Raw genomic sequence first — 20,057 nt, 5'->3', positions numbered from 1 at the left:
CCCGGCCCGCTCCCTCCCCGGGTGGCGACGGTCAGGACACCGAGGCAACCCACGACGGACGGGTCAGGGCTCATCGACCACCGGCCTCTCGGTCACGCCGTCCGATACCTGAACGCTCCGATACCTGAACGCTACGCCGCCGCGCGGGCCGGAGGACCGGCGTGATGTGAGGCGGGAGCCGCTACGCCGGCGTCGCCTCGAGCACGAACACATCGCTCGTCGTGGGCACGGCCCGGACGAGGTGGAAGCCGGCGGCGGCGAGCAGCGACCGGTAGTCGTCCACGCTGCGCTCCTGGCCGCCCGGCGCGACCAGCATGTTCAGGTCGGAGAACGCGGCGCGGCCCGGATCCGGGCCGTCGTCGAGCAGTTGTTCGATCAGCAGCAGGGTGCCGTGCGCGGGGACGGCCCGCCGGCAGGTGCGCAGGATCGCGATCGACTCGGCGTCCGGCCAGTCGTGGACGACCGCCTTGAGCAGGTAGGCGTCGCCGCCCTCGGGCACCGCGTCGAAGAAGTCGCCGCCGACCGTCGTGGCGCGGTCGGCGACGCCGGCGCGCTCGAGCAACTCGCTCGCGCCGGCCACGACGTCGGGCTGGTCGAACAGCACGCCGCGCATGGAGGGGTGGCCGGTGAGGATCGCCGCCAGCAGCCCGCCCCGGCCACCCCCGACGTCGACGATGGTGCCGAACCGGTCGAAGTCGTAGGCCTCGACGACGGCACCGGCAACGGCTGCGGACAGCGCCGTCATCGCCCGGTCGAAGATCACCAGCTCGTCGGGCCGTTTCGCCCGGTAAGCCCAGATGGACTCTCCGTGCACGGTGGCGAACGCGTTCTCGCCGGTGCGCACGCTGTCCGCCAGGCCGGCCCACGCCTGCCAGTAGTACGGCCGGCCGATGAGCCCGGCCCAGCCGGCGACCGACCCCGGCGTGCCGGCGCGCAGGGCCTCGCCGAGCTCGGTGTTGGCGAACCGGCCGTCGTCGTCGCGCGCGTAGACACCGACCGAGGCCAGCGCTCGCATCAGCCGTGACAGCGACCCTTCATGGGTTCCGGTGGCGACGGCGAGGTCGGCGACGGTGCGCGGGCCGGCGGCGAGCACGTCGGAGATCCCGAGCGTGGCGGCGACATGCAGTGCCTGCGACACCTGGTACCCGTCGACCATGCGCCGTAGTTCGGTGGCGGCATCCATCGCGCAACTCTGGCCCACCGCGCGGGTGAAGGCCAGCGGTCCGGCCGGCGCAACGCGGCCCGGCGCCGGCGATGACCGTGCCCGGTTCATCGTGGCGGGTGCAGGCGTCCGGACGCCGGCCACCTCGTGCCGCTTCGCGGCCCGTCCCGGTCGGCGCCGGTGAACGGTTGTCGCGCCCGGGGCCCGATGTCACACTGTTGCGCTGTTTCCCCTGGATCGGCACGGCGCAGCGCTCGAGGGAATCGTCGGAATCGGCTCGCACGGCCCAGCGAAGGGCTTCGGCATGAAGCGTCTCATCGCGGTTGCAGTCTCCGCCCTGGCCGTCCTCCTGGCCGGCGCGCCGGCCGCCGTCGCCGCACCGTCCGCACCGGCGGGATCGTCACCGTCGAACGCCGTCTACGCCGCGCTCGGCGACTCCTACTCGTCAGGCGTGGGGACCCGGCTCTACGGGCCGTCGAGCGGCGCCTGCTTGCGCAGCCCGCTGGCCTACGCACCGCTGTCGGCACGGATCCAGCGGATGGACCTCACCTTCGTCGCGTGCTCGGGCGCGACCACGGCTGACGTCCAGAGCAGCCAGGTCGGCAGCGTGCCGCGCGACGCAGCCCTGGTCACGATCACCGTCGGCGGCAACGACGTCGGGTTCGCCCCGGTGCTGCAGGCCTGCTCGGCGGGTACGTCCGCGCAGTGCGACGCCGCCGTCTCGGCCGGTCGGACGGCCGTCCAGCAGGTGCTGCCGGGTCGCCTGGATACGACGTTCGCGCAGATCCGTGCCCACGCACCGCACGCTCGGCTCGTGGTGCTGGGCTACCCGCTGCTGTTCGGGTCCGGGCCGTGCACCGCGGCCGGCCTGCCGCCCGCAGCCGCCCGCGCCGCGATCGACGCCGGGACGGACCTGCTGGACGGGGTCATCCGGCAGCGCGCCGAGGCGGCGCACGCCGCGTTCGTCGACGTCCGGTCGCGCTTCCAGAACCACGGGACGTGCGCGGCCACATTGCACCGGTGGATCAACCCACCGACCACTCCGGCGACGGACAGCTATCACCCCAACATCGCCGGGCAGGCCCTGGGATACCTGCCCGCTCTGCGTGCGGTGTCGGTCTGAGCGGCTCGGCTTGCTGCGCCGGGTCACGCTGATCACCGGCAGCACGGCGGCCACCCTTGCGCTGTTGCAGACGCTGGGGTGCGGCGCCACGCCGGTGGGCACGCCCGCGGTCCCCGCATCGCGCACGTCGACGCCGGCGCAGCCGTTCGCCATGCCTCCGGAGCAGCCCACGCCCGACGGCGTCACCGTCCGGCCCGACGACCCGCGTATCCAGGTCCGACCGCTGCAGGTCAGGGGGCCCGACGGCGCGCCGTTGATCAGCTACTACGCCCTGCCGGCGAGCACTGCGCAGTCGGGAGCAGTGCTCGTGGTGCACGAGAACCGCGGGCTCGTCGACCACATCAAGGATGTCGTGCGGCGGGTCGCCACCGCCGGGTACGGCGCGCTGGCCGTCGACCTGCTGTCCCGCGAGGGCGGGGCGGACGCCCTCAGCGATCCGGCGGCGTACGCGGCGGCGCTGAGCAAGCGCGATGTCGGCGCCATGGTCGGCGACCTCAGGCAGGCGCTGTCGACGCTGTCCGGCACCGGGGTGGGCGACAAGCTGGGGATGACCGGCTTCTGCTTCGGCGGGGGCATGGTGTGGAACGCACTCGCGGCCGGCGCCCCGGTGAAGGCGGCGGTGCCGTTCTACGGTCCTGCCCCGCAGGATCTCGCCGGCCTGGCCGCCACCACGGCGGCCGTCTTCGCGGTGTACGCCGAGCAGGACGGCCGTGTCACCAGCACCAAGGACGCGGTCGAGGCGGAGTTGCGCAGGACCGGCGAGCCGTACCGGGTGACGGTCTATCCCGGCGTCGATCACGCGTTCCACAACGACACCGGGCCACGCTACAACGCGACACAGGCGGCGGCCGCGTGGCTCGACACGATCAACTGGTTCCACCGGTACGTGCGCTGACGGAAAGACCCGCTGGCTCAACCGGCAACCCGGTCGGCTGCTGGCGGTCGACGACGTGCCGGCCTCCGCGGCGCGGACCGAGGGGCTGATCCTGGTGTTCGACGGCGGCGCCGTCGACGACCTCGCGGTGCTGCGGCTGCCACCTGACGAGCTCGCCGGCGTGGTGTTCGCCGGCCGTGAGGAGCTGCCCGACCACCTGCCTGCGCTGCAGGCCCGCCGCGCCTCGGAGCGATCCGCCGGCGAGCGCGGTCAGGACCCGTGCTGGGTGAGGATCTTGACCTGGGTGCGCAACGCGCGGTCGCGGTGTTCGTCGAGCTCGGCGATCAGCCGGTCGGCGTCGCGGGCCCGGGCCGCGTCCAGGATCCGGGCGTGCGACTCGTCGGCGGCGTGCCGCTCCGCCTCGATGTTGTAGTAGAGCGCGCGGTAGGCCTCCGTGGACTCCCACAACAGCCTGATCAACCGCATCATGTACGGCCCACTGCCGCATTCGAAGATGCCGAAGTGGAATCGCCGGTTCGCGGCCAGCTCAGCGGCGACGTCGCCGGTCGTCGAGGCGACGGAACAGTCCCGCGCGGCCCGCTCCAGCCGGTCGATGACCGCCTCGTCGAGCATCGGCACGGCGGCCCGGGCCGCGCGGTCCTCCAGCAGTTCGCGGAGCGCGTTGATCTCGATGAGGTCGGCCGCGCGCAGCTCGGTGACGAAGTAGCCCCGGCGCGGGATGTAGGTGAGCTGTCCCTCGCCTTCGAGCACCTTCAGCGCCTCGCGCACCGGGATCAGGCTGACCCCGATGCGTTCGGCGATCTCGTCCTGCTGGATGTGCGTGCCCGGCCGCAACCCGCCCTCGACGATGGCTCGCCGCAGCCACTCGACGGCGTGCTGCTGGCTCGTGCTGGGGCCGGCCCCCCTGCTGGCACCGGATGTCATGGGGCACACGGTACGAGGAGGGGGCCGGGGCCGGGCTTCCAGCCGATCATGTCGGCGCTACCGGGAACGCAGCGGCATCGCGATCGGCCGCATCGGCGCCGCGGTCGACCCGCGCAGCGGCAGCCCCGCGGCGATCAGGATGAACTCGTGGAGCGACTCGGCCGAGATCTCTTCCAGGTAGACGTTCTCCATGATCGGGACTCCGGCCTCGGCGAGCAGGTAGGTGTGCACCGGGTGCCAGTTCTCCGGGTCGGCCGACGGCATCTGCTCCAGGGCGACGCTGTCCGAGCCGATGATCATCGCGCCGGCCCGGGCCAGCAGTTCGGCGCCCTCACGGTTGAGACCCGGCTCCCGGAACAGGTACCGCTCGGGGTCCGGCCAGACCGTCATCCGCCCGGTCCGGATGAAGACGACGTCCCCCGGCCGCACCTCGGTGCCCTGCGCGGCCATCACGTCGGTGAGCTCGTCGGCGCCGATGGCGTAGGAGTCCGGCAGCAGGTCGGTGCCGTGCGCGCGGGCGACGTCGATCAGCACGCCCCGGGCGATGATCGGGGGCTGCTGCTCGGCGCCGCAGCGCAGCCAGTGCCGGCTGCCCAGGTGATCTGCTTCGGTGAAGCCGTTCCAGATCTCACCGCAGTAGCCGAAGTGGTTGAGCGCGTCCAGGTGCGTCCCGGTGTGGGTGTACATCGACACGCAGTCACCGGAGTACGCGACCAGGTTGTTCTGCTCCGCGCCGAGGCCCATCACGTCCTCGCTGACCGTGCCGGCCGGCGTGTGCGACATCCAGAACTGGTAGGTCGGATCGCCGAGCCCGGCCCAGGACGGCATCCCCACGTGGTACTCGACCGACAGGTCGAACAGCCGGGTCGCGTCGGCCTGCTCCAGGGCGGCTGCCCGCGACTCCGGGGTGATCATGTTGAGCATCCCGATCTGGTCGTCGGGACCGAACGGGCTGCGGCTGATCCGGTGTCGCGTCGCGTTCGCTGCCGCGATCGTCTCGTTGCTGGGCGGGGCGCTCACTGATCCTCCAATGTGGTATGTCGAGGCAGGCCGTGGTGCGGGGCCCGTCCGGCGGGCGGGCCCCGCACGGATCAGGGACCGTCCACGCGGTTCTGGGCCTCGCGGACCAGCGCGCGCACCCGCTGCGGGTCCAGCGGGGTGCGCTCGACCCGCACGCCGAGGGGGCGCAGTGCGTCCTCGACCGCGGACAGCAGGACGGACGGGGTCCCGATGCAGCCCGCCTCGCCGACTCCCTTGGTGCCCAGCGGGGTCACCGGCGACGGGGTCTCCAGGTGCAGGATCTCGATCGGCGGCGCCGACATCGCGTTCGGCAACTGGTAGTCGTTGAGCGTCGTGGTGAGCAGGCGACCCTCGTCGTCGTAGCAGAGCTGCTCGAACATCGTGCCGCCGAGGCCCTGCATCATGCCGCCGATGATCTGGGCGTGCACGATCCCGGGGTTGATCATTTTTCCGACGTCGTGCGCCACCCAGAGCTTCTCGATGGACACCTGCCCGGTCTCGATGTCGACCTCGACCAGCGCTGCCTGGGCGCCGCTGCCGTGCGCCGGATAGAGTCGCACCCGGCCGTGCTCGTCGGGCGCCCAGCTGACGTTCGGGTTGGTCCAGACGTAGTTGCCCTCCAGCGTCGGATTCGGCTCGCCCGGCAGCGTCGCGTACGGCCCGGGGAACAGGTAGACGGCCTTGGCCACGTCGGCGATCGTGATGCGCTTGGTGGGTACGCCCGCGACCCAGACCTCCCCGCCGCCGAGTTCGAGATCGTCCGGGTTGGCTTCGAGGAGGTTGGCCGAGGCCTTGAGCAGCTTTTCCCGCACCTGGGTCGCCGCCTCGTGGGTGGCGCTCATGCCGTACGTGGCGCCGCGGCTGGCGAAGGCGCCGAGGCCGTAGGGCACCGCGTTGGTGTCGCCGTAGACCACGCGGACGTCGTCGGTGTTCATGCCCAGGCGGTCGGCGGTGATCTGCGCGAGTGCCGTCTCCACGCCCTGGCCGATCGCCTGCATGCCGGTCAGGACCATGGCCTGGCCGTCAGGGGTGATCCGGACCGACGCGGACTCGTAGCCGTTGAACACCGACATCGGGATGGCGGCGGCGGACGGCTCCAGGAACGAGATGACCCCGATGCCCAGGTGCCGGCCTTGTGCGCGGGCCTCCTCCTGGCGGCGGCGCAGGGCGGGCAGGTCCATCGCCTCGGTCACGGCCTCGAGACACTCGGCGAAGCTGCCGCTCTCCAGGATCGGGCCGGACGACATCTCGTAGGGGAACTCGCGGACCAGGTTGCGCCGCCGGATCTCGACGGGGTCGATGCCGATCCGGGCAGCGGCGGTGTCCATCAGCCGTTCGATCGCCAGGTTCGCGGTCTCCTTGCCGTAGCCGCGGTAGGCCCCGTAGGGCGCTTTGTTCGTGACCACGGCCTGCACCCGCGTGCGGTAGGACCGCACGTCGTACGGCCCGGGCGCGTAGGTGCCGCCGACCAGCAGCGCGCCGAGCCCCGCGGAGCGGCCGGCCCCGTCACAGCCCTCGTCGCCGACCAGGTGCTCGCGGACGGCGAGCAGCCGCCCGTCGGAGTCGAAGGCGCCCTGGATGTGGTGGGCGTAGTCGCGGGAGTGCGGTGCGCTGCTCAGCCAGTCGCGGCGCGGTTCGAACCACTTCACCGGCCGTCCGGTGAGCACGGCCAGCAGCGTGGGAATGACCTCGGAGTCGACCTGCAGCTTGTTACCGAAACCGCCACCCACGTCGTCGGCGACCACCTGCACGCTCGGCTCGGGCAGCCCGAGGACGGCGGCGATCAGGGTGCGCGCCTGGTGGGGGAACTGGGTGGACATCCGGACCTTGAGGCTCTGCCTGCCCGCGTCGTACTCGGCGACGACGGCCCGGGTCTCCAGGGGGACCCCGCTGTAGCGGTGCGCCGCCGGCCGGCAGGACACCACGTGGTCGGCCGTGGCGAACACCGCGTCCGGGTCGCCGATCTCGAACGCCCAGTCGCACTGGACGTTGTGCCCCCACTCCTCGTAGAGCACCGTCTTGGGCTGCCAGGGGCCGTCCGGGTTCTCGAAGGGGTCGACGCCCAGCGCGTCGTGCACCGAGGCCAGCACCGGCAGCGGCTCGTACTCCACCTCGATGGCCGCGAGCGCGTCCTCCGCGGCGTATCGGGTCTCGGCGACGACGGCGGCCACCGCCTCGCCCTCGTAGTGCACCTTGTCCGTCGCCAATGCGTAGACGCTCGGCAGTTTCATGTCCATCAGGTCCATGGCGGCCGGGAGCCGGTTCCAGTGTTCGGACGCCTCCGCACCCGAGATGGCCAGCACCACGCCGGGCAGCCGGCGTGCGGCGGAGGTGTCGACCCGCACGATCCGGGCGTGCGGGTGCGGGCTGCGCAGGATGGCGCAGTGCAGCGCGTCGATGGCGGCGGCGTCGTCGGCGAACCGGCCACGCCCGGTGAGCAGGCGCCGGTCCTCGGTGCGCTTGACCGCGCGACCAATGAGCGAGCCGGTCGCTTCGTCGATCGTCATGATCAGGCCTCCTGGCGGGCGCCGGCAGCCGCGCGGACGGCGGCGATGATGGGCAGGTAGCCGCTGCACCGGCAGAGGTTGCCGACCAGGTGCTCGCGGACCTCGTCCTCGGTCGGGTCGGGGTTGTCGCGCAGCAGTGCTTCCGCCGCGACGATCATGCCGGGGGTGCAGAAGCCGCACTGGACGGCGAACTCGTTGCGGAACGCCTCCTGCAGCGGGCTCAACCCGGTGGCGGGGGTGAGGCCCTCGACGGTCGTCACCTCGGCGCCGTCGGCCTGGATCGCGAACATCAGGCAGCTCTTGACGATGGTGCCGTCCACGGTGACGGTGCAGGCGCCGCAGATGCCCTCCTCACACCCGACGTGGGTGCCGGTGAGCCTGAGCTCGTCGCGCACCAGGTCGACGAGCAGGGTGCGCGGCTCGACGGTCCGCTCGTGCACCACACCGTTGACGGTGACGGTGATCTTCGTGCTCTCGGCCATGGGGCTCAGCTCTCCTCGGTCCGGGCGGTCTCGACGACGAGACGGCGCAGCAGTGCGGTGGCGACATCGAGGCGGTACTCGGCAGATCCGTGCAGGTCGGTGAGGGGCTCGACCGCGCCCAGGTCGTCGGCGAGCCGCCCGGCGGCGGTGCGCACGGCGTCGGGGTCGGTGCGGTCCACTGTCCGCAGCGCTTCTTCGACCTGCAGCGCGCGCAGCGGGCGCATCCCGAGGCCGCCGACGCCGATGCCGACCACGCCGTCGGTGTTGACGGTGACGGCGACGTTGACCACCGGGACGCCGTTGGGCTGGCGGGACAGCTCGCGGTAGGCGCCGCGGGCCGCGGGGGCCCAGCCGGGGACGTGGACCGCGGTGACCAGTTCGCCGGCCGCGAGGGTGTTGCGGCGGAAGCCGGCGAACAACTCCTCCACGCCGAGCCGGCGGGTCCCGCCGCGGCTGCGCACCGTCAGCTCGGCCCGCAGCGAGATGAGGGTCGACGCGAGATTGGAGCGGGGGTCGGCGAAACAGAGGTTGCCGCCGATCGTGCCCCGGTTGCGCACCTGGACGTCGGCGGTGCGCCGGGCCGCGTCCTGCAGCCAGGGGCAGTGCCGGGCCAGGTCCGGTGACGAGGCGAGCTCGGCGATCCGGGTCAGCGCGCCGATGCGCAGCCCGTCGCCGTCGGACGCCAGGCCGCGCAGGTCGTCGACGCCGTTGATGTCGACGAGGTGTGCGGGGGCGGCCTGCCGCAGCTTCATCGTCTGGACGAGGCTCTGTCCGCCGGCGAGCGCCTGCGCTCCGGTGGCCATCGCGGCGAGGGCTTCGTCCAACGACGCCGCCCGGGTGAACTCGAATGTTGCCGTTCGCACCGTCGATGTCTCCTCTTCGTTGAGGTGGCAGGCACCCCGGCACGGGGCGGGCCGGAACCGCGATCCGCCCCGTGGGGCTGATCAGCAAGGTGTGGTGGCAGTCACGTGTGAGCGAATATAGTTTATAACCGAGGTGGGCGCGGTTGGCCAGTCTTCCGTCCTGGATTTCTCCCGGATGCCGGCCGGGCCGTTGGCCACCATGCTGCTGGTCGTTCCCGGCGCGGAGGGGAGCAAAATGGGACACGCCGTGCCCGGCGGCGGCACACGGTGGGGGAGTCAGGCCGGGCGCGGGGTCCCGCCCCGCGGACACGAGCTCGTCGCGCTGCTGCGGTAGCCGGGTGCGCCAGTCCGCAGGCAGGCGGGCCACGGAGGCGGAGGGTCCGGCCGCGTGTCGCCGGCCGACCCGGTCAGCTGCCGGCGTGCTGCTGTAGCCAGTCGGCGAATCGGCCGGCGTTGATGCGCTGGCCGGTGACCCCGTCGGAGTCGGTGGAGGACAGCCAGCGGATGGGGCCGGCCATCACCGACGGGTCCAGCAGGCCGGCGCGGACCTCGGCGGGTACGTCGTCGGGAATCATGCCGGTGGCGGTGGCTCCGCCGGGTAGCAGTTGGTTGACGGTCACCCCGTGGTCGGCGAGGTCGGCGGCCATGATGACGGACAGCGACTCGGCGCCGGCGCGCGACGGTCCGTAGGGCACGAAGCCCTTGCGCTGCATCGTCTCGTGGTTCATCGAGATATTGATGATCTTGCCGTGTCCCTGCTGGACGAAGCGGGGTGCGACGGCCTGCGAGACCAGGAAGTAGCCGGTGAGGTTGGTGTCGAGGACCTCCCGGAAGCCCTGGGCCGGAACCTCCCAGAAGGGCCGGGGCTCCACGAGGAACCGCGGATTGACGTGACGCATGCCCAGCCCGGCGTTGTTGACCAGGACGTCGAGGCCTCCCAGCTGCTGGTAGGTGGCCTCGATGCCGCGCCCTATCGACGCCTGGTCGCGGACGTCCATGGCGATCCCGTAGGTCCTGCCGGGACCCGCGGGGAGCCGCGACAGCGCCGCCCGGACCCGCTCCTCCTGGCGTCCGGTGATCATCACTCGGGCGCCCCCGGCCACCAGTGCCTCGGCCATCGCGAGGCCGAGGCCGCTCGTCGATCCGGTGATCAGGACCCGTACATCGGCCACGTCGGACATGGCACCTCCGTCGGTTCGACTCGCCGTTCCGGTGTCGTGCGCCCACGTCACCGGTTTCCACCAGTGCTACCGAGGATGCACCGGTGGGCGGCACGGTCTTGACAGCGCCCCGCAATTCTCGCTAGACAGAGCCGTCTTCTTCACAGCAGAGTCCATTCCGATGGGCCGCGGGGAGCCGGATCCGGGATGACGGCACGAGATGAGTGGCCATGGACAACGAGCTCTTCGAGTACAGCCCCATCACCGAACGCCCGCCGCTGGCCTGGCCGGGTGACGCCCGCGTGGCGTTCTACGTCGGTCTCAACGTCGAGCACTACCAGGTGGACCGCCCGTCGACGAGCATCTTCGGCGGCACCGCCGGGCTCGCCCCGGACCCGTGCAACTACGGCTGGCGTGACTACGGCCCCCGGGTCGGGATCTGGCGGCTCATCGACAGCCTCGACCGGCACGGGCTGCGGGCGAGCGTGCTGCTCAACTCCGACGTCTGCAGCCGGTATCCGCAGATCATCGACGCCGGGCGGGAACGCGGCTGGGCGTGGCTCGCGCACGGCCGGGACAACTCGACGTTCCAGGCGGGCATGACCCGCGACGAGGAGCTGGCCTACCTCACCGACGTGGTGGACACGATCGAGAAGGCGACCGGGAGCCGGCCCAAGGGCTGGCTCGGCCCGGCGCTCACCGAGACCTTCGAGACGCCGCAGCTGCTGGCCGAGCTCGGGCTGAGCTACGTGCTCGACTGGTGCAACGACGACCAGCCTTACCGGCTGAACGTGCCGGGGATGCTGAGCGTCCCGTACTCCATCGAGGTCAACGACGTGAGCCTCTTCGTGGGCAAGAGCCTCAGCGGGGCGGACTTCCGGCAGATCGTGATCGACCAGTTCGACCAGCTCTACGAGGACTCGGCGCACAGCGGGCGGGTGATGGCGCTGTGCCTGCACCCGTTCATCGTCAACCAGCCGTTCCGGCACAAGTACCTGGACCAGGCGCTCGACTACATCGCCGGTAGGTCCGGTGTCTGGCTGACGACCAGTGACGAGATCGCCGAGCACTACGAACGGACGCACCCGGCGGCGGACGCCGCCGGCGAACAGGGGGCGCGATGACCAGGTCGGACATGGTCGAGCAGTACGCGGCACTGCGGGAGGAGTTCCGCAGCAAGGGACTGGGCGGGCGCATCGGGTTCGGGTCGCGTCCGGCGATCCTGGTCGTCGACCTGATCCGCGGCTTCACCGACTCCCGCTCGCCGCTCTCCGGTGCGCTGGAGACGCAGCTGAAGGCGACGAACGAGTTGCTCGAACTCGCTCGCGGCACCGACGTGCCGATCATCTTCTCGACCGTCGCCTACGACCCGGATCTGCAGGAAGCCGGCCTGTGGATCCGCAAGATCCCGTCCAACACCTGGTTGGTCGAGGGCAGCGAGTGGGTGGAGGTCGACCCCCGGCTGAATCGCCGTCCCACCGAGATGCTGCTGGTCAAGAAGTACGCGTCGTGCTTCTTCGGTACCGACCTCGCGTCCCGGCTGATGTCGCGGCGGGTCGACACCCTGCTGATCACCGGGTGCACCACCAGCGGCTGTGTGCGGGCGAGCGCCGTGGACGCCTGCTCCTACGGGTTCCACACCATCGTCGTCGAGGATGCGGTCGGGGACCGGGCGGAGCTGCCGCACCTGGCCAGCCTGTTCGACATCGACAGCAAGTACGGCGACGTGATCGGGCTCGCCGAGGCGGCGGGCTACCTCGCCGATCGAGCCGGCTGACCCGCGGGCGCGGTCGGCGAGGCGGTCGGGACGGCCTCCGGCTCATCAGGCCGAACGAGCCGACCCCGAGCCGGGGCCATCCGGGGAGTTCTCCTTACTCCTGACGCAACGAGAAGTGTCGCGTGTCCTTGCCGCGACGAGAAGTGCTCGTCCTGGATGACGTCGCGGTCCGGTCGGCGGTGGGGGCCGGCGTGCCCTGAGGGCCGGGGGGTTGGTTCCCGGACGGTCCAACCTGCGGGTGTCGTGGCTGCTTCAAGATGAGGGAGAACCGGCACCCCGCCCCCCGGCTGCGGTGAGGCCCCGCTGCCATCAGCGACGTTGACGGCTCATCACGAGACCAGTTCCGTGCTCGAGCAGCGCAGCCGGTTGCCGCCGGGTGTTCGTAGACCTCGCCGCCACGGGGGTCGACGATGGTGGAGCGGCAGCATCGTCGACCGGGTCCGCCGCGATGCCCGCGGGTGAGGGCATCATCCGCGGCTGTCCACCGGCGCCCGGATCATCGCCTCGCCGGCGGGGGAGGGCCATGCCATTCGTGACCGCCGGGCGGCAGAACCCCGGCAGCACCGCCACGTCGGACGCCGCGGACCACCTCGACCGTCGCGGCGTGGCCGATCCCGCCGCAGTGCCGGCGGCTACGAGCCGGGCCGCATGTCGTGCTGGCCGTCCCGCACGTCTTCACGGAGAAAGAGCGGCATGTCATGGATGAGTCATTCAACTATCGAGGAGCCGGGTCGTCGGCTCGCGATCAGGCCCACACCCTGTTCGCGCAGACGATGGGATACGTCGCGTTCACGGTGGCCCTGTTCGCCCTCGGCGCCTACCTGGGCCGCAACCTCGCCAACGGCGTGGGCATCATCGCGTTCATCGCCGCCTTCGCCTGCCTCATCGGGATGCGGTTCGCGGCGCGCAGATCCCGGCAGTTGACCGTGGTGCTGCTGGCGGCCTTCGGCCTGCTGCTCGGGCTGGCCCTGGCGATGACCCTTGCCTACTACGCGAGCGTCAACCCGAGTGCGCTCTGGCAGGCAGGTGGCGCCACCGCGCTGTTCATCGCGGGGTTCGGAGCTGCCGGCTACGCCACCCGGCGCGACCTGTCGGCGCTCGCGCGGATCTGCTTCTGGGCGCTGCTGGCCCTCATCGTGTTCGGGATCGTGCTGATCTTCGTTCGTATCCCGGGTGGCGCGTTGATCTACTCCGTGCTCGGCCTGGTGATCTTCGCCGGCCTCACCATGTTCGATTTCCAGCGGCTGCGGCGTTCGTCGGCCATCGACTCCGCACCCCTGCTGGCAGCGTCGATCTTCCTGGACATCCTCAACGTCTTCCTGTTCTTCCTGCAGATCTTCTCGGGGCAGGAACGGGACTGAGTCACAGAGCAACCCACTCCGGTGCACCGGGGGTCCTCATGCGTATCGGGATCCTCGGTACCGGCCGCGTCGCGCAGACCCTGGCCGGTGGCCTCCCGAGGCCGGGCACGATGGGCATCCGAGCAAACAGCCACCTGCGGGTCCACCTTGCCGGCCTGCGGCGCAAGCTCGAACCCGATCCGGCCCACCCGCGGTACCTCATCACGTATCCGGGGCTGGGACTCGCGTTCGTGCCCCGCACGCCGGTACCGTCGCTCTGAGAACGGACTCGGACCGGCGGTCCGGGCCTCAGTTGCGCAGCCAGAGGCGCCCATGAGCACCGCTCTCGTCGTTGACGACGAGTTCCGTCGAACCCTTCGCCTGCAACCCCGGCCGGTCCGGGCTGCGCGCGACGGTTCGAAGTGGAGGTGAGCACGTGTCGCAGCGTCTGGTGACCGAGCGGTTGGTGCTGCGGCCCTGGCACGTCGACGACACGCCCGCCGCGCTGGAGGTCTACGGGAACCCGGAGGTCGCGCGCTGGCTCAGCCCGGCCATGGGGCGGCCCCAGGACCCGGTGGCGATGCGGCTGCTGGTGCAGCAGTGGGTCGCCGAGGACGCCCGGCTGGACCCGCCGGCCGGCCGGTGGGCCATCGACCGCACCGCGGACGGCGCTCTCATCGGGGGAGCGCATCTGCTGCCGCTTCCCCCGGGCAACGAGGACCTGGAGATCGGCTGGCAGCTCAAGCCGGATGCGTGGGGCCACGGCTACGCCAACGAAGCGACGTACGCCATTGCGGAGTGGGCGTTCAGCCAGGACATCGACGAGGTGTTCGCGGTCGTCAGGCCGGGCAATACGCGCGCCGCGGCCACCGTGCGCCGCAACGGGATGATCTGGGTCGGCGAGACCGACAAGTACTTCGGGCTGACCCTGCAGGTGTTCCGGCTGCGCTCGGCGGACCTCGACCGGGCCGCGCCGCATGCTCACCCACCGCCCCGTTTCGAGGCCGACTGATTGCGTCGTGAGGGCTATCCACATCAGATAGCCATGTCTATAGTCCGAACTCATGGTGGCTATCTCCCCGGCGATCGAGGATTACCTCAAAGTCATCTACGGGCTGAGCTCCCGGGGAGAGACGGTGACGACCGGTGTGCTGGCCCAGGAGCTCGGGGTGTCGTCCCCGTCGGTCTCGGCGATGATGAAGCGCCTCGAGCAGGGCCGGCTCGTCGTGCGGCCGGACAGTAGACAGCTGCAGCTCACCGAACGAGGCGAGAACGCGGCGCTGCGCGTCGTCCGCCGCCACCGGCTGCTGGAGACCTACCTGGCCACCGCTCTCGGTGTGCCGTGGGACGAGGTGCACGCCGAGGCCGAACTGCTCGAGCACGCGCTCAGCGACCGGCTCGAGGAGCGCATCGACGCCGCCCTCGGCCACCCGGCCCGGGACCCGCACGGCGATCCGATCCCGCCCCGGCACGGCCGGCACGACGAGGCGTGGGGCGATCCGCTCGACGCCGCACCCGCAGGCTGCCGGTTCCGGGTCGAGCGAGTCTCCGACCGCGACAGCGCGGCGCTGCGCTACCTCGGAGAACTCGGCATACGTCCCGGAGCGGTCCTGCAGGTCGAGGAGCAGGCCCCGTTCGGCGGCCCGCGCTGGGTGCGCGTCCCCAGTGGTGATCGGCACGCCCTGGGCGGGCCGCTGACCAGGCTCGTCCACGGCAGGATCCTCCCGGGGGCCGCCGAGGCCGTCGCCGGGCAGGCACCCCGGCGGGGTACCGAGTGAGCGCCACCGGAATGAGCAGGGCGACCCCGCCGACGGTCGCCGAGCTCCGGGCCCGCGGCGGGTTCCGCGGGCGGCTGCCGCTGCTCGGCCCGGCGTTCGTCGCGGCCATCGCGTACGTGGACCCCGGCAACTTCGCCACGAACTTCTCCGCCGGTGCCCAGTTCGGGTACCTGCTGCTGTGGGTCATCCTCGGCGCGAACCTGCTGGCGATGCTCATCCAGGCCCTGTCGGCGAAGCTCGGCCTGGCCACCGGACACAACCTGCCCGAGCTGTGCCACAAGCACTTTCCACGCGCCGTCTCCCGCGGCATGTGGGTTCAGGCCGAGCTGGTCGCGATCGCCACCGACCTGGCCGAGGTGATCGGCGGCGCGATCGCCCTGAACCTCCTGTTCGGCATCCCGCTGTTCACCGGTGGGCTGATCACCGGCCTGGTCGCGTTCGCGCTGCTGGCTCTGCAGGCCAAGGGCTACCGCCCCTTCGAACTGGCCATCACCGGGCTGCTCGGGGTGATCCTGCTCGGCTTCGTCGCCACCACCCTGCGCGTGCACATCGCCCCGGCCGAGCTCGCGGCGGGTCTGGTGCCCCGATTCGACGGAGCCGACAGCCTGCTGCTGGCGACCGGCATCCTCGGCGCCACCGTGATGCCGCACGTGATCTACCTGCACTCCGCGATGACCCAGCGGCGCATCCCGGCCGCCGACGCCGTCGAGCGCAGGTTCCTGCTGCGCCATCAGCAGCTCGACGTGCTTCTCGGGATGGGGCTGGCCGGCGTCGTGAACGCGGCGATGCTGGTGGTCTCCGCGGCGCTGTTCTTCGGCTCCGGCGTCCCGGGAATCGACACCCTCGAAGGGGTGCACGCCGGCCTGGCCCGGGTGCTCGACCAGCCGGCCGCGTTCGCGTTCGCGGTCGCCCTGCTGGCCTCGGGATTCGCCTCCTCCGGGGTGGGGACCTACGCCGGGCAGGTCGTGATGCAGGGCTTCATCCAGCGCCGCATTCCCCTGCTGTTGCGCCGTGTGCTCACCCTCGCCCCTGCCCTGGTCGTGCTGGGCGTCGGCATCGACCCCACCCAGGCGCTGGTGCTGTCGCAGGTGGTGCTGTCCTTCGGCATCCCCTTCGCCCTGGTGCCACTCGTCCTGCTGACCCGCCGCCCCGACGTGATGGGTGAGCTGGTCAACCGGCGGGCCACCACCGCCCTGGCCGCCGTGGCCGCGGCGCTGATCATCGTGCTGAACGGATGGCTCTTCTGGCAGACGTTCAGCTAGCCACCCGGACCGGTGCGCGCCGGGGCCGCTGGAAGCCCTGCGAAGCGGGGACCATCAGCACTTCGAACGCCGGCAGCGGACGCGGAAGCTGGGCCCGGAGTCGAGCTTCCGGGGGACAGCATGTCGGTACTGGTCGGATACGCGAGCGCATACGGCTCGACGCGGGAGATCGCCGAGCGGGTGGCGGCCCGATTGGCCGAACGCGGACACGGCGTCGAGGTCCTCGCCCTGGACCGGGTGACGGACGCGGGCCGCTACGACGCGCTGGTGCTCGGTAGCGCCATCCACAACGGAGCCTGGCTCGAGCAGGCGGCGCGGTTCGTGCGGCAGAACGCCGACATCCTCCGCCGGCGACCGGTGTGGCTGTTCAGTGTCGGGATGCCGGCGGCCCTGCACCGGCCCTTGCGACGGCTCGCCCGGTCGGAAGGGCCGAAGGTGATCGCCGGTTTCCGTGGCCTCGTCGAGCCGCGGGACCACCGCCTGTTCTCCGGTGCCTACCGGAAGGAACAGAACACCTCACGGGCCGGACGCGTCCTCTTCGCCGTGGTAGGGCGTTACGGCGACTTCCGTGACTGGGACGAGATCGACGCCTGGGCCGCCGGCATCGCGGATCGGCTCGCAGCCCGCCCCCAGGAGTTCCCGCGCGCCGGGGCCTGACAGGGAATCGATCGGGCCTTCATGACATCGACAGCCGATCCGGGGGTGACGGGGTGAGCCCGTCCGACGACGCCCCGGGCCCGCCCCCGGGCGGGCTGACCTGGCGGGACACGGCCGCGGGTGTCCTGGTGGGGATCGTGGTGCTGCTCGTGGTCGTCGACGCGGTCCGTCCCGGTCTGCCGGTCGTCCCGGGGCCGCGGGGCGTCGCGGCCATCGGCCTGCTCGCCGGGACAGCGGCGTTCTGGGTCGGTGGGCGGGTCGAGACGGTGGGCCGGATCGGGGCGGGACTGCTGGGCGCCGTCGGGATCGTCGCGCTGGCCTTCGGCCTGTCGGCCATCGTCACCGGGAGCCTGGCGGCACTCACGGTCGGCGTCGCCGCGATCGTGCTGATGTGGGCGGCCGCGACCGCGCGCCACCTGCGCAGCGGCCGGGCACGGCCCACGCGCTGATGCACGCCGGCCCGTCGCGGGGTCGGTCAGCTCGGCCGGCCCGGTGTCCCCGCCACCGACGGGGGCGTGGCCGTCGTGGCCGGTCCCGTGGTCTCCAGCGGGGCGACGTCGGGGTTCACCACCTCGACCGGGCACGGGCAGGAGCGGATCACCTCGCGGCTGGTCGAGCCGTGGACGGCGCGCTCGGCGGCGTGGTGCGCGCGGGTGCCGAGCACGACCAGCCGGGCGTGCACGGCCTCCTGCAGCAGCAGGTCCACCGGTCCACCGCGCAGCACCTGCACGTCGGCCTGGACGTCGGGGTAGCGCAGTCGCCACGGCGCCATCGCCTCGGTGAACCGCTCCAGCGCCTCGGCCTGGGCCTCGGCGTCGCGACCGGCGAGGTGCTCGCTCACCCGGCCGTGCCGGGCGTGCAGCACGATCAGCGGCGTGCCGCGCCGCCGGGCGTCCTCGAAGGCCGCGGCGAGGGCGGCCGAGTCGGCCGCCGGGTCGTCGATCCCGGCCAGGACGGGGCGGCCTGCGTACGCCGCGGCGGACTTGCCGCGCACCACGACCACCGGGCAGGGGGCCCGGCCGCTGACCCGCAACGCGGTGGAGGTGAGCAGCACCTCCTCGGGCCGGTCCCCGCCGACCATGCCGAGCACCAGGAGCTGAGCCTGTCCGGCTTCCTCCAGTAGCGAGCGCACCGGCTCGTGGTCGAGCCGCTCGGTGTGGACGGCGACCGAGGGTTCCCGGTGCCGCGCGACCGTGTAGGCGCGGGCCAGGATGCCGGTGGCGTGGCGCCGCAGGGGTCCGGTCCGCTCGGCGGCGTAGGGCGCCGCGTGCACGATCCGCAGCGGCAGGGCGCGCAGCCGGGCCTCGCCCGCCGCCCAGACGACCGCCCGCAGTGCGGTCTCGGTTCCGTTGACCCCGACGACCACGGGCGCCTCGGGGCTGCTCTGCTGGTTCACACGATCTCCTCGGGAGGCCTGTCACACCGCTGCGACCAGCGTGGTCGCGATCCGGTGCCGGCACGCAGGGCCGGGAGGCCCCGGATGCGGGGTCCTCGGGCCCGCACCCCGGATCGCGCCGATCAGGCGGTTCGGCCCGGTGCACTGAGCAGATTCACCCAGCCGGCGAGGTCGGCGAGCCGGTCGTAATCGTCCTCCTCGATCCGCTGCCCGGTCCGCTCGCTGACCCGGGTCACCACCGCGAGGAAGTCCAGTGAGTCCAGCCCCAGGGTCTCCCGCAGGTCGTCGTGCGGGCCGAGGTCGTCGAGCTCGGGGCCGGGGGCGACCGTGCGCAGGACGTCGAGCACCAGCGCGCGGGCCTGCGAGGCGGTCAGGTCGTGCCGGGGTCTGGCCATCACAGCTCCTCGGGTCGTCGCAGGCATCGGTCGATCTCGCGCAGCAGGCGCGCACCCACCGCACCGTCGGTGGCGCGGTGGTCGGCGGACAAGGTGGCGGTGACGACCGGGCGCACGACGACCGCGTCGCCGTCGGCCCAGGGCCGGGGCCGGACGGCACCGAACCCGACGAGCGCCACCTGCGGTGGGTGGATCACGCCGTCGACGGAGTCCACACCGAGCTCACCGAGGTTCGTCACGGTGATGGTCGCTCCGCCGGCCTCCGACGAGCGCAGCCGCCCGGTGCGGGCGCGCTCCCCGGCCTCGCGCACCCGGGCCATCAGGTCGTCGAGCCCCAGCGCGCCGGCGTCCCTGATGACCGGCGCCACCAGGCCTCCGCCGCGCAGCGACACCGCGACCCCGAGGTGGACCCCGTCGCCGGCGACGAAGTGGTCCTCGACCCAGTGCCCGTTGAGTTCGGGGACGGCTCCCGCGGCCAGCACCACCGCGCGCAGCAGGACCGCCGCCGGGAGCACCCGCGCGGCGACCGGGACCTCCCGGTTGTGGGTGCGCAGCCACTCCAGCGCGGGGCCCAGGTCGATGTCCAGCGCCAGGTAGTAGTGCGGGATCTCCCGCTTCGACCGGGCCATCAGGGCCGCTGTCGCCCGGCGCATGCCGGCGGCCCCGTCGCGGGCCGCTTCGGTACCGGTCCCCGGGGCCGTGGCTGCGGGCACGTCGCGGGCACGCACCACGCCGTCGGCGCCCGAGCCGCGCAGCGTCGCCGGATCCAGCCCGCGTCCGACGGCGAGCCGCCGGGCATAGGGCGAGACGCGGGGGCGTGCGGCGGGGGCCGCAGCGACGACGGCCGGCTCCGGGGGCGCCGCGACCGCAGCGGCGCGGTGCAGGGCGTGCTCGACGTCGGCCGCGGTGACGATCCCGCCCGGACCGCTGCCGGTCAGCGTGGCCATGTCCAGGCCGGCCGCCGCGGCGCGCCTGCGGATCAGCGGCGAGAGCACCGCCGGGTGCGGGACCGGCTGCACCGCCGGCAGGGGCTGCGGCGCGGGCTGCGGCGGCGCCGAGCCCCCCGGTTCCGCGGCCGGCGGTGCGGCGCCGATGACGGCCAGCGGGGTGCCGACCGCGACCTTCTCGCCGGGCTGCACGAGCAACCGCTCGATCACGCCGGAGTCGAAGCACTCCACGTCGATGGCCGCCTTGTCGGTGTCGACGACGGCCACCACGTCGCCGCGGCGCACCGGGTCCCCGGGCCCGACCAGCCATTCCAGGACGGTGCCCTCCTCCATGTCCGCGCCGAGCGACGGCATCCGGAACTCGGACAC

General features: G+C 72.4%; 21 protein-coding genes. 11 read left to right on the top strand and 10 right to left on the bottom strand.

All coding sequences use genetic code 11. The annotated features are described in order from the left end of the window. Positions 1-181: 181 nt before the first annotated feature. Positions 182-1,183: a methyltransferase gene (locus tag HF526_RS10865; protein WP_169381247.1), complete on the bottom strand. Its 1,002-nt coding sequence runs from the start codon at positions 1,181-1,183 to the stop codon at positions 182-184. A gap of 283 nt (positions 1,184-1,466) precedes the next feature. On the opposite strand from HF526_RS10865, the gene HF526_RS10860 reads away from it, so the two are divergent. After that, positions 1,467-2,285 carry an SGNH/GDSL hydrolase family protein gene (locus tag HF526_RS10860; protein WP_169381246.1) on the top strand — a complete coding sequence of 273 codons (819 nt, stop codon included), beginning with the start codon at positions 1,467-1,469 and terminating at the stop codon, positions 2,283-2,285. Continuing rightward, positions 2,269-3,180 (top strand): dienelactone hydrolase family protein, encoded by a 912-nt coding sequence (locus tag HF526_RS10855; RefSeq protein WP_169381245.1) that lies wholly within the window; start codon positions 2,269-2,271, stop codon positions 3,178-3,180. The genes HF526_RS10860 and HF526_RS10855 overlap by 17 nt, the downstream gene beginning before the upstream one ends. Positions 3,181-3,429: 249 nt before the next feature. Here the strand turns inward: HF526_RS10855 and HF526_RS10850 are convergent, their stop codons facing one another. From HF526_RS10850 to HF526_RS10825, 6 genes are all read right to left on the bottom strand, one after another. After that, entirely contained in the window at positions 3,430-4,104 is a 675-nt protein-coding gene (locus HF526_RS10850; protein ID WP_169381244.1) for a GntR family transcriptional regulator, read from the bottom strand. A gap of 57 nt (positions 4,105-4,161) precedes the next feature. Beyond that, on the bottom strand, positions 4,162-5,124 hold the full coding sequence (locus HF526_RS10845) for a cyclase family protein (RefSeq protein ID WP_338051403.1): 963 nt from the start codon (positions 5,122-5,124) through the stop codon (positions 4,162-4,164). A gap of 71 nt (positions 5,125-5,195) precedes the next feature. Continuing rightward, complete coding sequence (locus HF526_RS10840; RefSeq protein ID WP_169381243.1) at positions 5,196-7,631, bottom strand: xanthine dehydrogenase family protein molybdopterin-binding subunit; 2,436 nt, start codon at positions 7,629-7,631, stop codon at positions 5,196-5,198. Positions 7,632-7,633: 2 nt separating this feature from the next. Continuing rightward, positions 7,634-8,113, bottom strand: a complete 480-nt coding sequence (locus HF526_RS10835; protein WP_169381242.1) for a (2Fe-2S)-binding protein — start codon at positions 8,111-8,113, stop codon at positions 7,634-7,636. A gap of 5 nt (positions 8,114-8,118) precedes the next feature. After that, positions 8,119-8,976, bottom strand: coding sequence for an FAD binding domain-containing protein (locus HF526_RS36880; protein ID WP_169381241.1), 858 nt, complete (start codon positions 8,974-8,976; stop codon positions 8,119-8,121). Positions 8,977-9,383: 407 nt separating this feature from the next. Then, positions 9,384-10,157 carry an SDR family NAD(P)-dependent oxidoreductase gene (locus HF526_RS10825; protein ID WP_169381240.1) on the bottom strand — a complete coding sequence of 258 codons (774 nt, stop codon included), beginning with the start codon at positions 10,155-10,157 and terminating at the stop codon, positions 9,384-9,386. 209 nt (positions 10,158-10,366) lie between these two features. Here HF526_RS10825 and HF526_RS10820 point away from each other — a divergent pair, with 209 nt between their 5' ends. From HF526_RS10820 to HF526_RS10780, 9 genes are all read left to right on the top strand, one after another. Then, a complete protein-coding gene (locus tag HF526_RS10820; protein ID WP_169381239.1) occupies positions 10,367-11,260 on the top strand; it encodes a polysaccharide deacetylase family protein in 894 nt (297 codons plus the stop codon). Continuing rightward, the gene (locus HF526_RS10815; RefSeq protein WP_169381238.1) at positions 11,257-11,913 is read left to right on the top strand and encodes an N-carbamoylsarcosine amidohydrolase; all 657 of its coding nucleotides are present in this window, start codon (positions 11,257-11,259) and stop codon (positions 11,911-11,913) included. Before HF526_RS10820 ends, HF526_RS10815 begins: the two co-directional genes overlap by 4 nt. Before the next feature lie 698 nt (positions 11,914-12,611). Then, a complete protein-coding gene (locus HF526_RS10810) occupies positions 12,612-13,274 on the top strand; it encodes a Bax inhibitor-1/YccA family protein (RefSeq protein ID WP_169381237.1) in 663 nt (220 codons plus the stop codon). 38 nt (positions 13,275-13,312) lie between these two features. Further along, a complete protein-coding gene (locus tag HF526_RS34550; protein WP_211177049.1) occupies positions 13,313-13,534 on the top strand; it encodes a hypothetical protein in 222 nt (73 codons plus the stop codon). Between the two features lie 155 nt (positions 13,535-13,689). After that, entirely contained in the window at positions 13,690-14,265 is a 576-nt protein-coding gene (locus HF526_RS10800; protein WP_169381236.1) for a GNAT family N-acetyltransferase, read from the top strand. 52 nt (positions 14,266-14,317) lie between these two features. Beyond that, on the top strand, positions 14,318-15,031 hold the full coding sequence (locus tag HF526_RS10795; RefSeq protein WP_169381235.1) for a metal-dependent transcriptional regulator: 714 nt from the start codon (positions 14,318-14,320) through the stop codon (positions 15,029-15,031). Between the two features lie 11 nt (positions 15,032-15,042). Further along, a complete protein-coding gene (locus tag HF526_RS10790; protein WP_169381234.1) occupies positions 15,043-16,293 on the top strand; it encodes an Nramp family divalent metal transporter in 1,251 nt (416 codons plus the stop codon). A gap of 120 nt (positions 16,294-16,413) precedes the next feature. Continuing rightward, positions 16,414-16,950, top strand: coding sequence for a flavodoxin domain-containing protein (locus tag HF526_RS10785; RefSeq protein ID WP_169381233.1), 537 nt, complete (start codon positions 16,414-16,416; stop codon positions 16,948-16,950). A gap of 53 nt (positions 16,951-17,003) precedes the next feature. Continuing rightward, positions 17,004-17,399, top strand: coding sequence for a hypothetical protein (locus HF526_RS10780; RefSeq protein WP_169381232.1), 396 nt, complete (start codon positions 17,004-17,006; stop codon positions 17,397-17,399). 26 nt (positions 17,400-17,425) lie between these two features. Here HF526_RS10780 and HF526_RS36875 read toward each other — a convergent pair whose 3' ends face one another. The 3 genes from HF526_RS36875 to HF526_RS10765 all read right to left on the bottom strand — a co-directional run bounded on the left by HF526_RS36875 (position 17,426) and on the right by HF526_RS10765 (position 20,057). Next, positions 17,426-18,346 carry a universal stress protein gene (locus HF526_RS36875; RefSeq protein WP_169381231.1) on the bottom strand — a complete coding sequence of 307 codons (921 nt, stop codon included), beginning with the start codon at positions 18,344-18,346 and terminating at the stop codon, positions 17,426-17,428. Between the two features lie 122 nt (positions 18,347-18,468). After that, a complete protein-coding gene (locus HF526_RS10770) occupies positions 18,469-18,741 on the bottom strand; it encodes an acyl carrier protein (protein WP_169381230.1) in 273 nt (90 codons plus the stop codon). After that, on the bottom strand, positions 18,741-20,057 hold the full coding sequence (locus HF526_RS10765; RefSeq protein ID WP_169381229.1) for a 2-oxo acid dehydrogenase subunit E2: 1,317 nt from the start codon (positions 20,055-20,057) through the stop codon (positions 18,741-18,743). The genes HF526_RS10770 and HF526_RS10765 overlap by 1 nt, the downstream gene beginning before the upstream one ends.

The organism is Pseudonocardia acidicola (assembly GCF_012911935.1).
In the GTDB taxonomy this organism is placed as follows: Bacteria; Actinomycetota; Actinomycetes; order Mycobacteriales; family Pseudonocardiaceae; genus Pseudonocardia; species Pseudonocardia acidicola.
This window is presented reverse-complemented; position numbering and strand designations above follow the sequence as displayed.

Coding starts and splice junctions, on each gene's coding strand:
- HF526_RS10865 (WP_169381247.1), bottom strand. CDS start 1,183: ATGGATGCCGCCACCGAACTACGGCGCATGGTCGACGGGTACCAGGTG.
- HF526_RS10860 (WP_169381246.1), top strand. CDS start 1,467: ATGAAGCGTCTCATCGCGGTTGCAGTCTCCGCCCTGGCCGTCCTCCTG.
- HF526_RS10850 (WP_169381244.1), bottom strand. CDS start 4,104: ATGACATCCGGTGCCAGCAGGGGGGCCGGCCCCAGCACGAGCCAGCAG.
- HF526_RS10840 (WP_169381243.1), bottom strand. CDS start 7,631: ATGACGATCGACGAAGCGACCGGCTCGCTCATTGGTCGCGCGGTCAAG.
- HF526_RS10835 (WP_169381242.1), bottom strand. CDS start 8,113: ATGGCCGAGAGCACGAAGATCACCGTCACCGTCAACGGTGTGGTGCAC.
- HF526_RS10825 (WP_169381240.1), bottom strand. CDS start 10,157: ATGTCCGACGTGGCCGATGTACGGGTCCTGATCACCGGATCGACGAGC.
- HF526_RS10820 (WP_169381239.1), top strand. CDS start 10,367: ATGGACAACGAGCTCTTCGAGTACAGCCCCATCACCGAACGCCCGCCG.
- HF526_RS10815 (WP_169381238.1), top strand. CDS start 11,257: ATGACCAGGTCGGACATGGTCGAGCAGTACGCGGCACTGCGGGAGGAG.
- HF526_RS10810 (WP_169381237.1), top strand. CDS start 12,612: ATGGATGAGTCATTCAACTATCGAGGAGCCGGGTCGTCGGCTCGCGAT.
- HF526_RS34550 (WP_211177049.1), top strand. CDS start 13,313: ATGCGTATCGGGATCCTCGGTACCGGCCGCGTCGCGCAGACCCTGGCC.
- HF526_RS10795 (WP_169381235.1), top strand. CDS start 14,318: ATGGTGGCTATCTCCCCGGCGATCGAGGATTACCTCAAAGTCATCTAC.
- HF526_RS10790 (WP_169381234.1), top strand. CDS start 15,043: ATGAGCAGGGCGACCCCGCCGACGGTCGCCGAGCTCCGGGCCCGCGGC.
- HF526_RS10785 (WP_169381233.1), top strand. CDS start 16,414: ATGTCGGTACTGGTCGGATACGCGAGCGCATACGGCTCGACGCGGGAG.
- HF526_RS10770 (WP_169381230.1), bottom strand. CDS start 18,741: ATGGCCAGACCCCGGCACGACCTGACCGCCTCGCAGGCCCGCGCGCTG.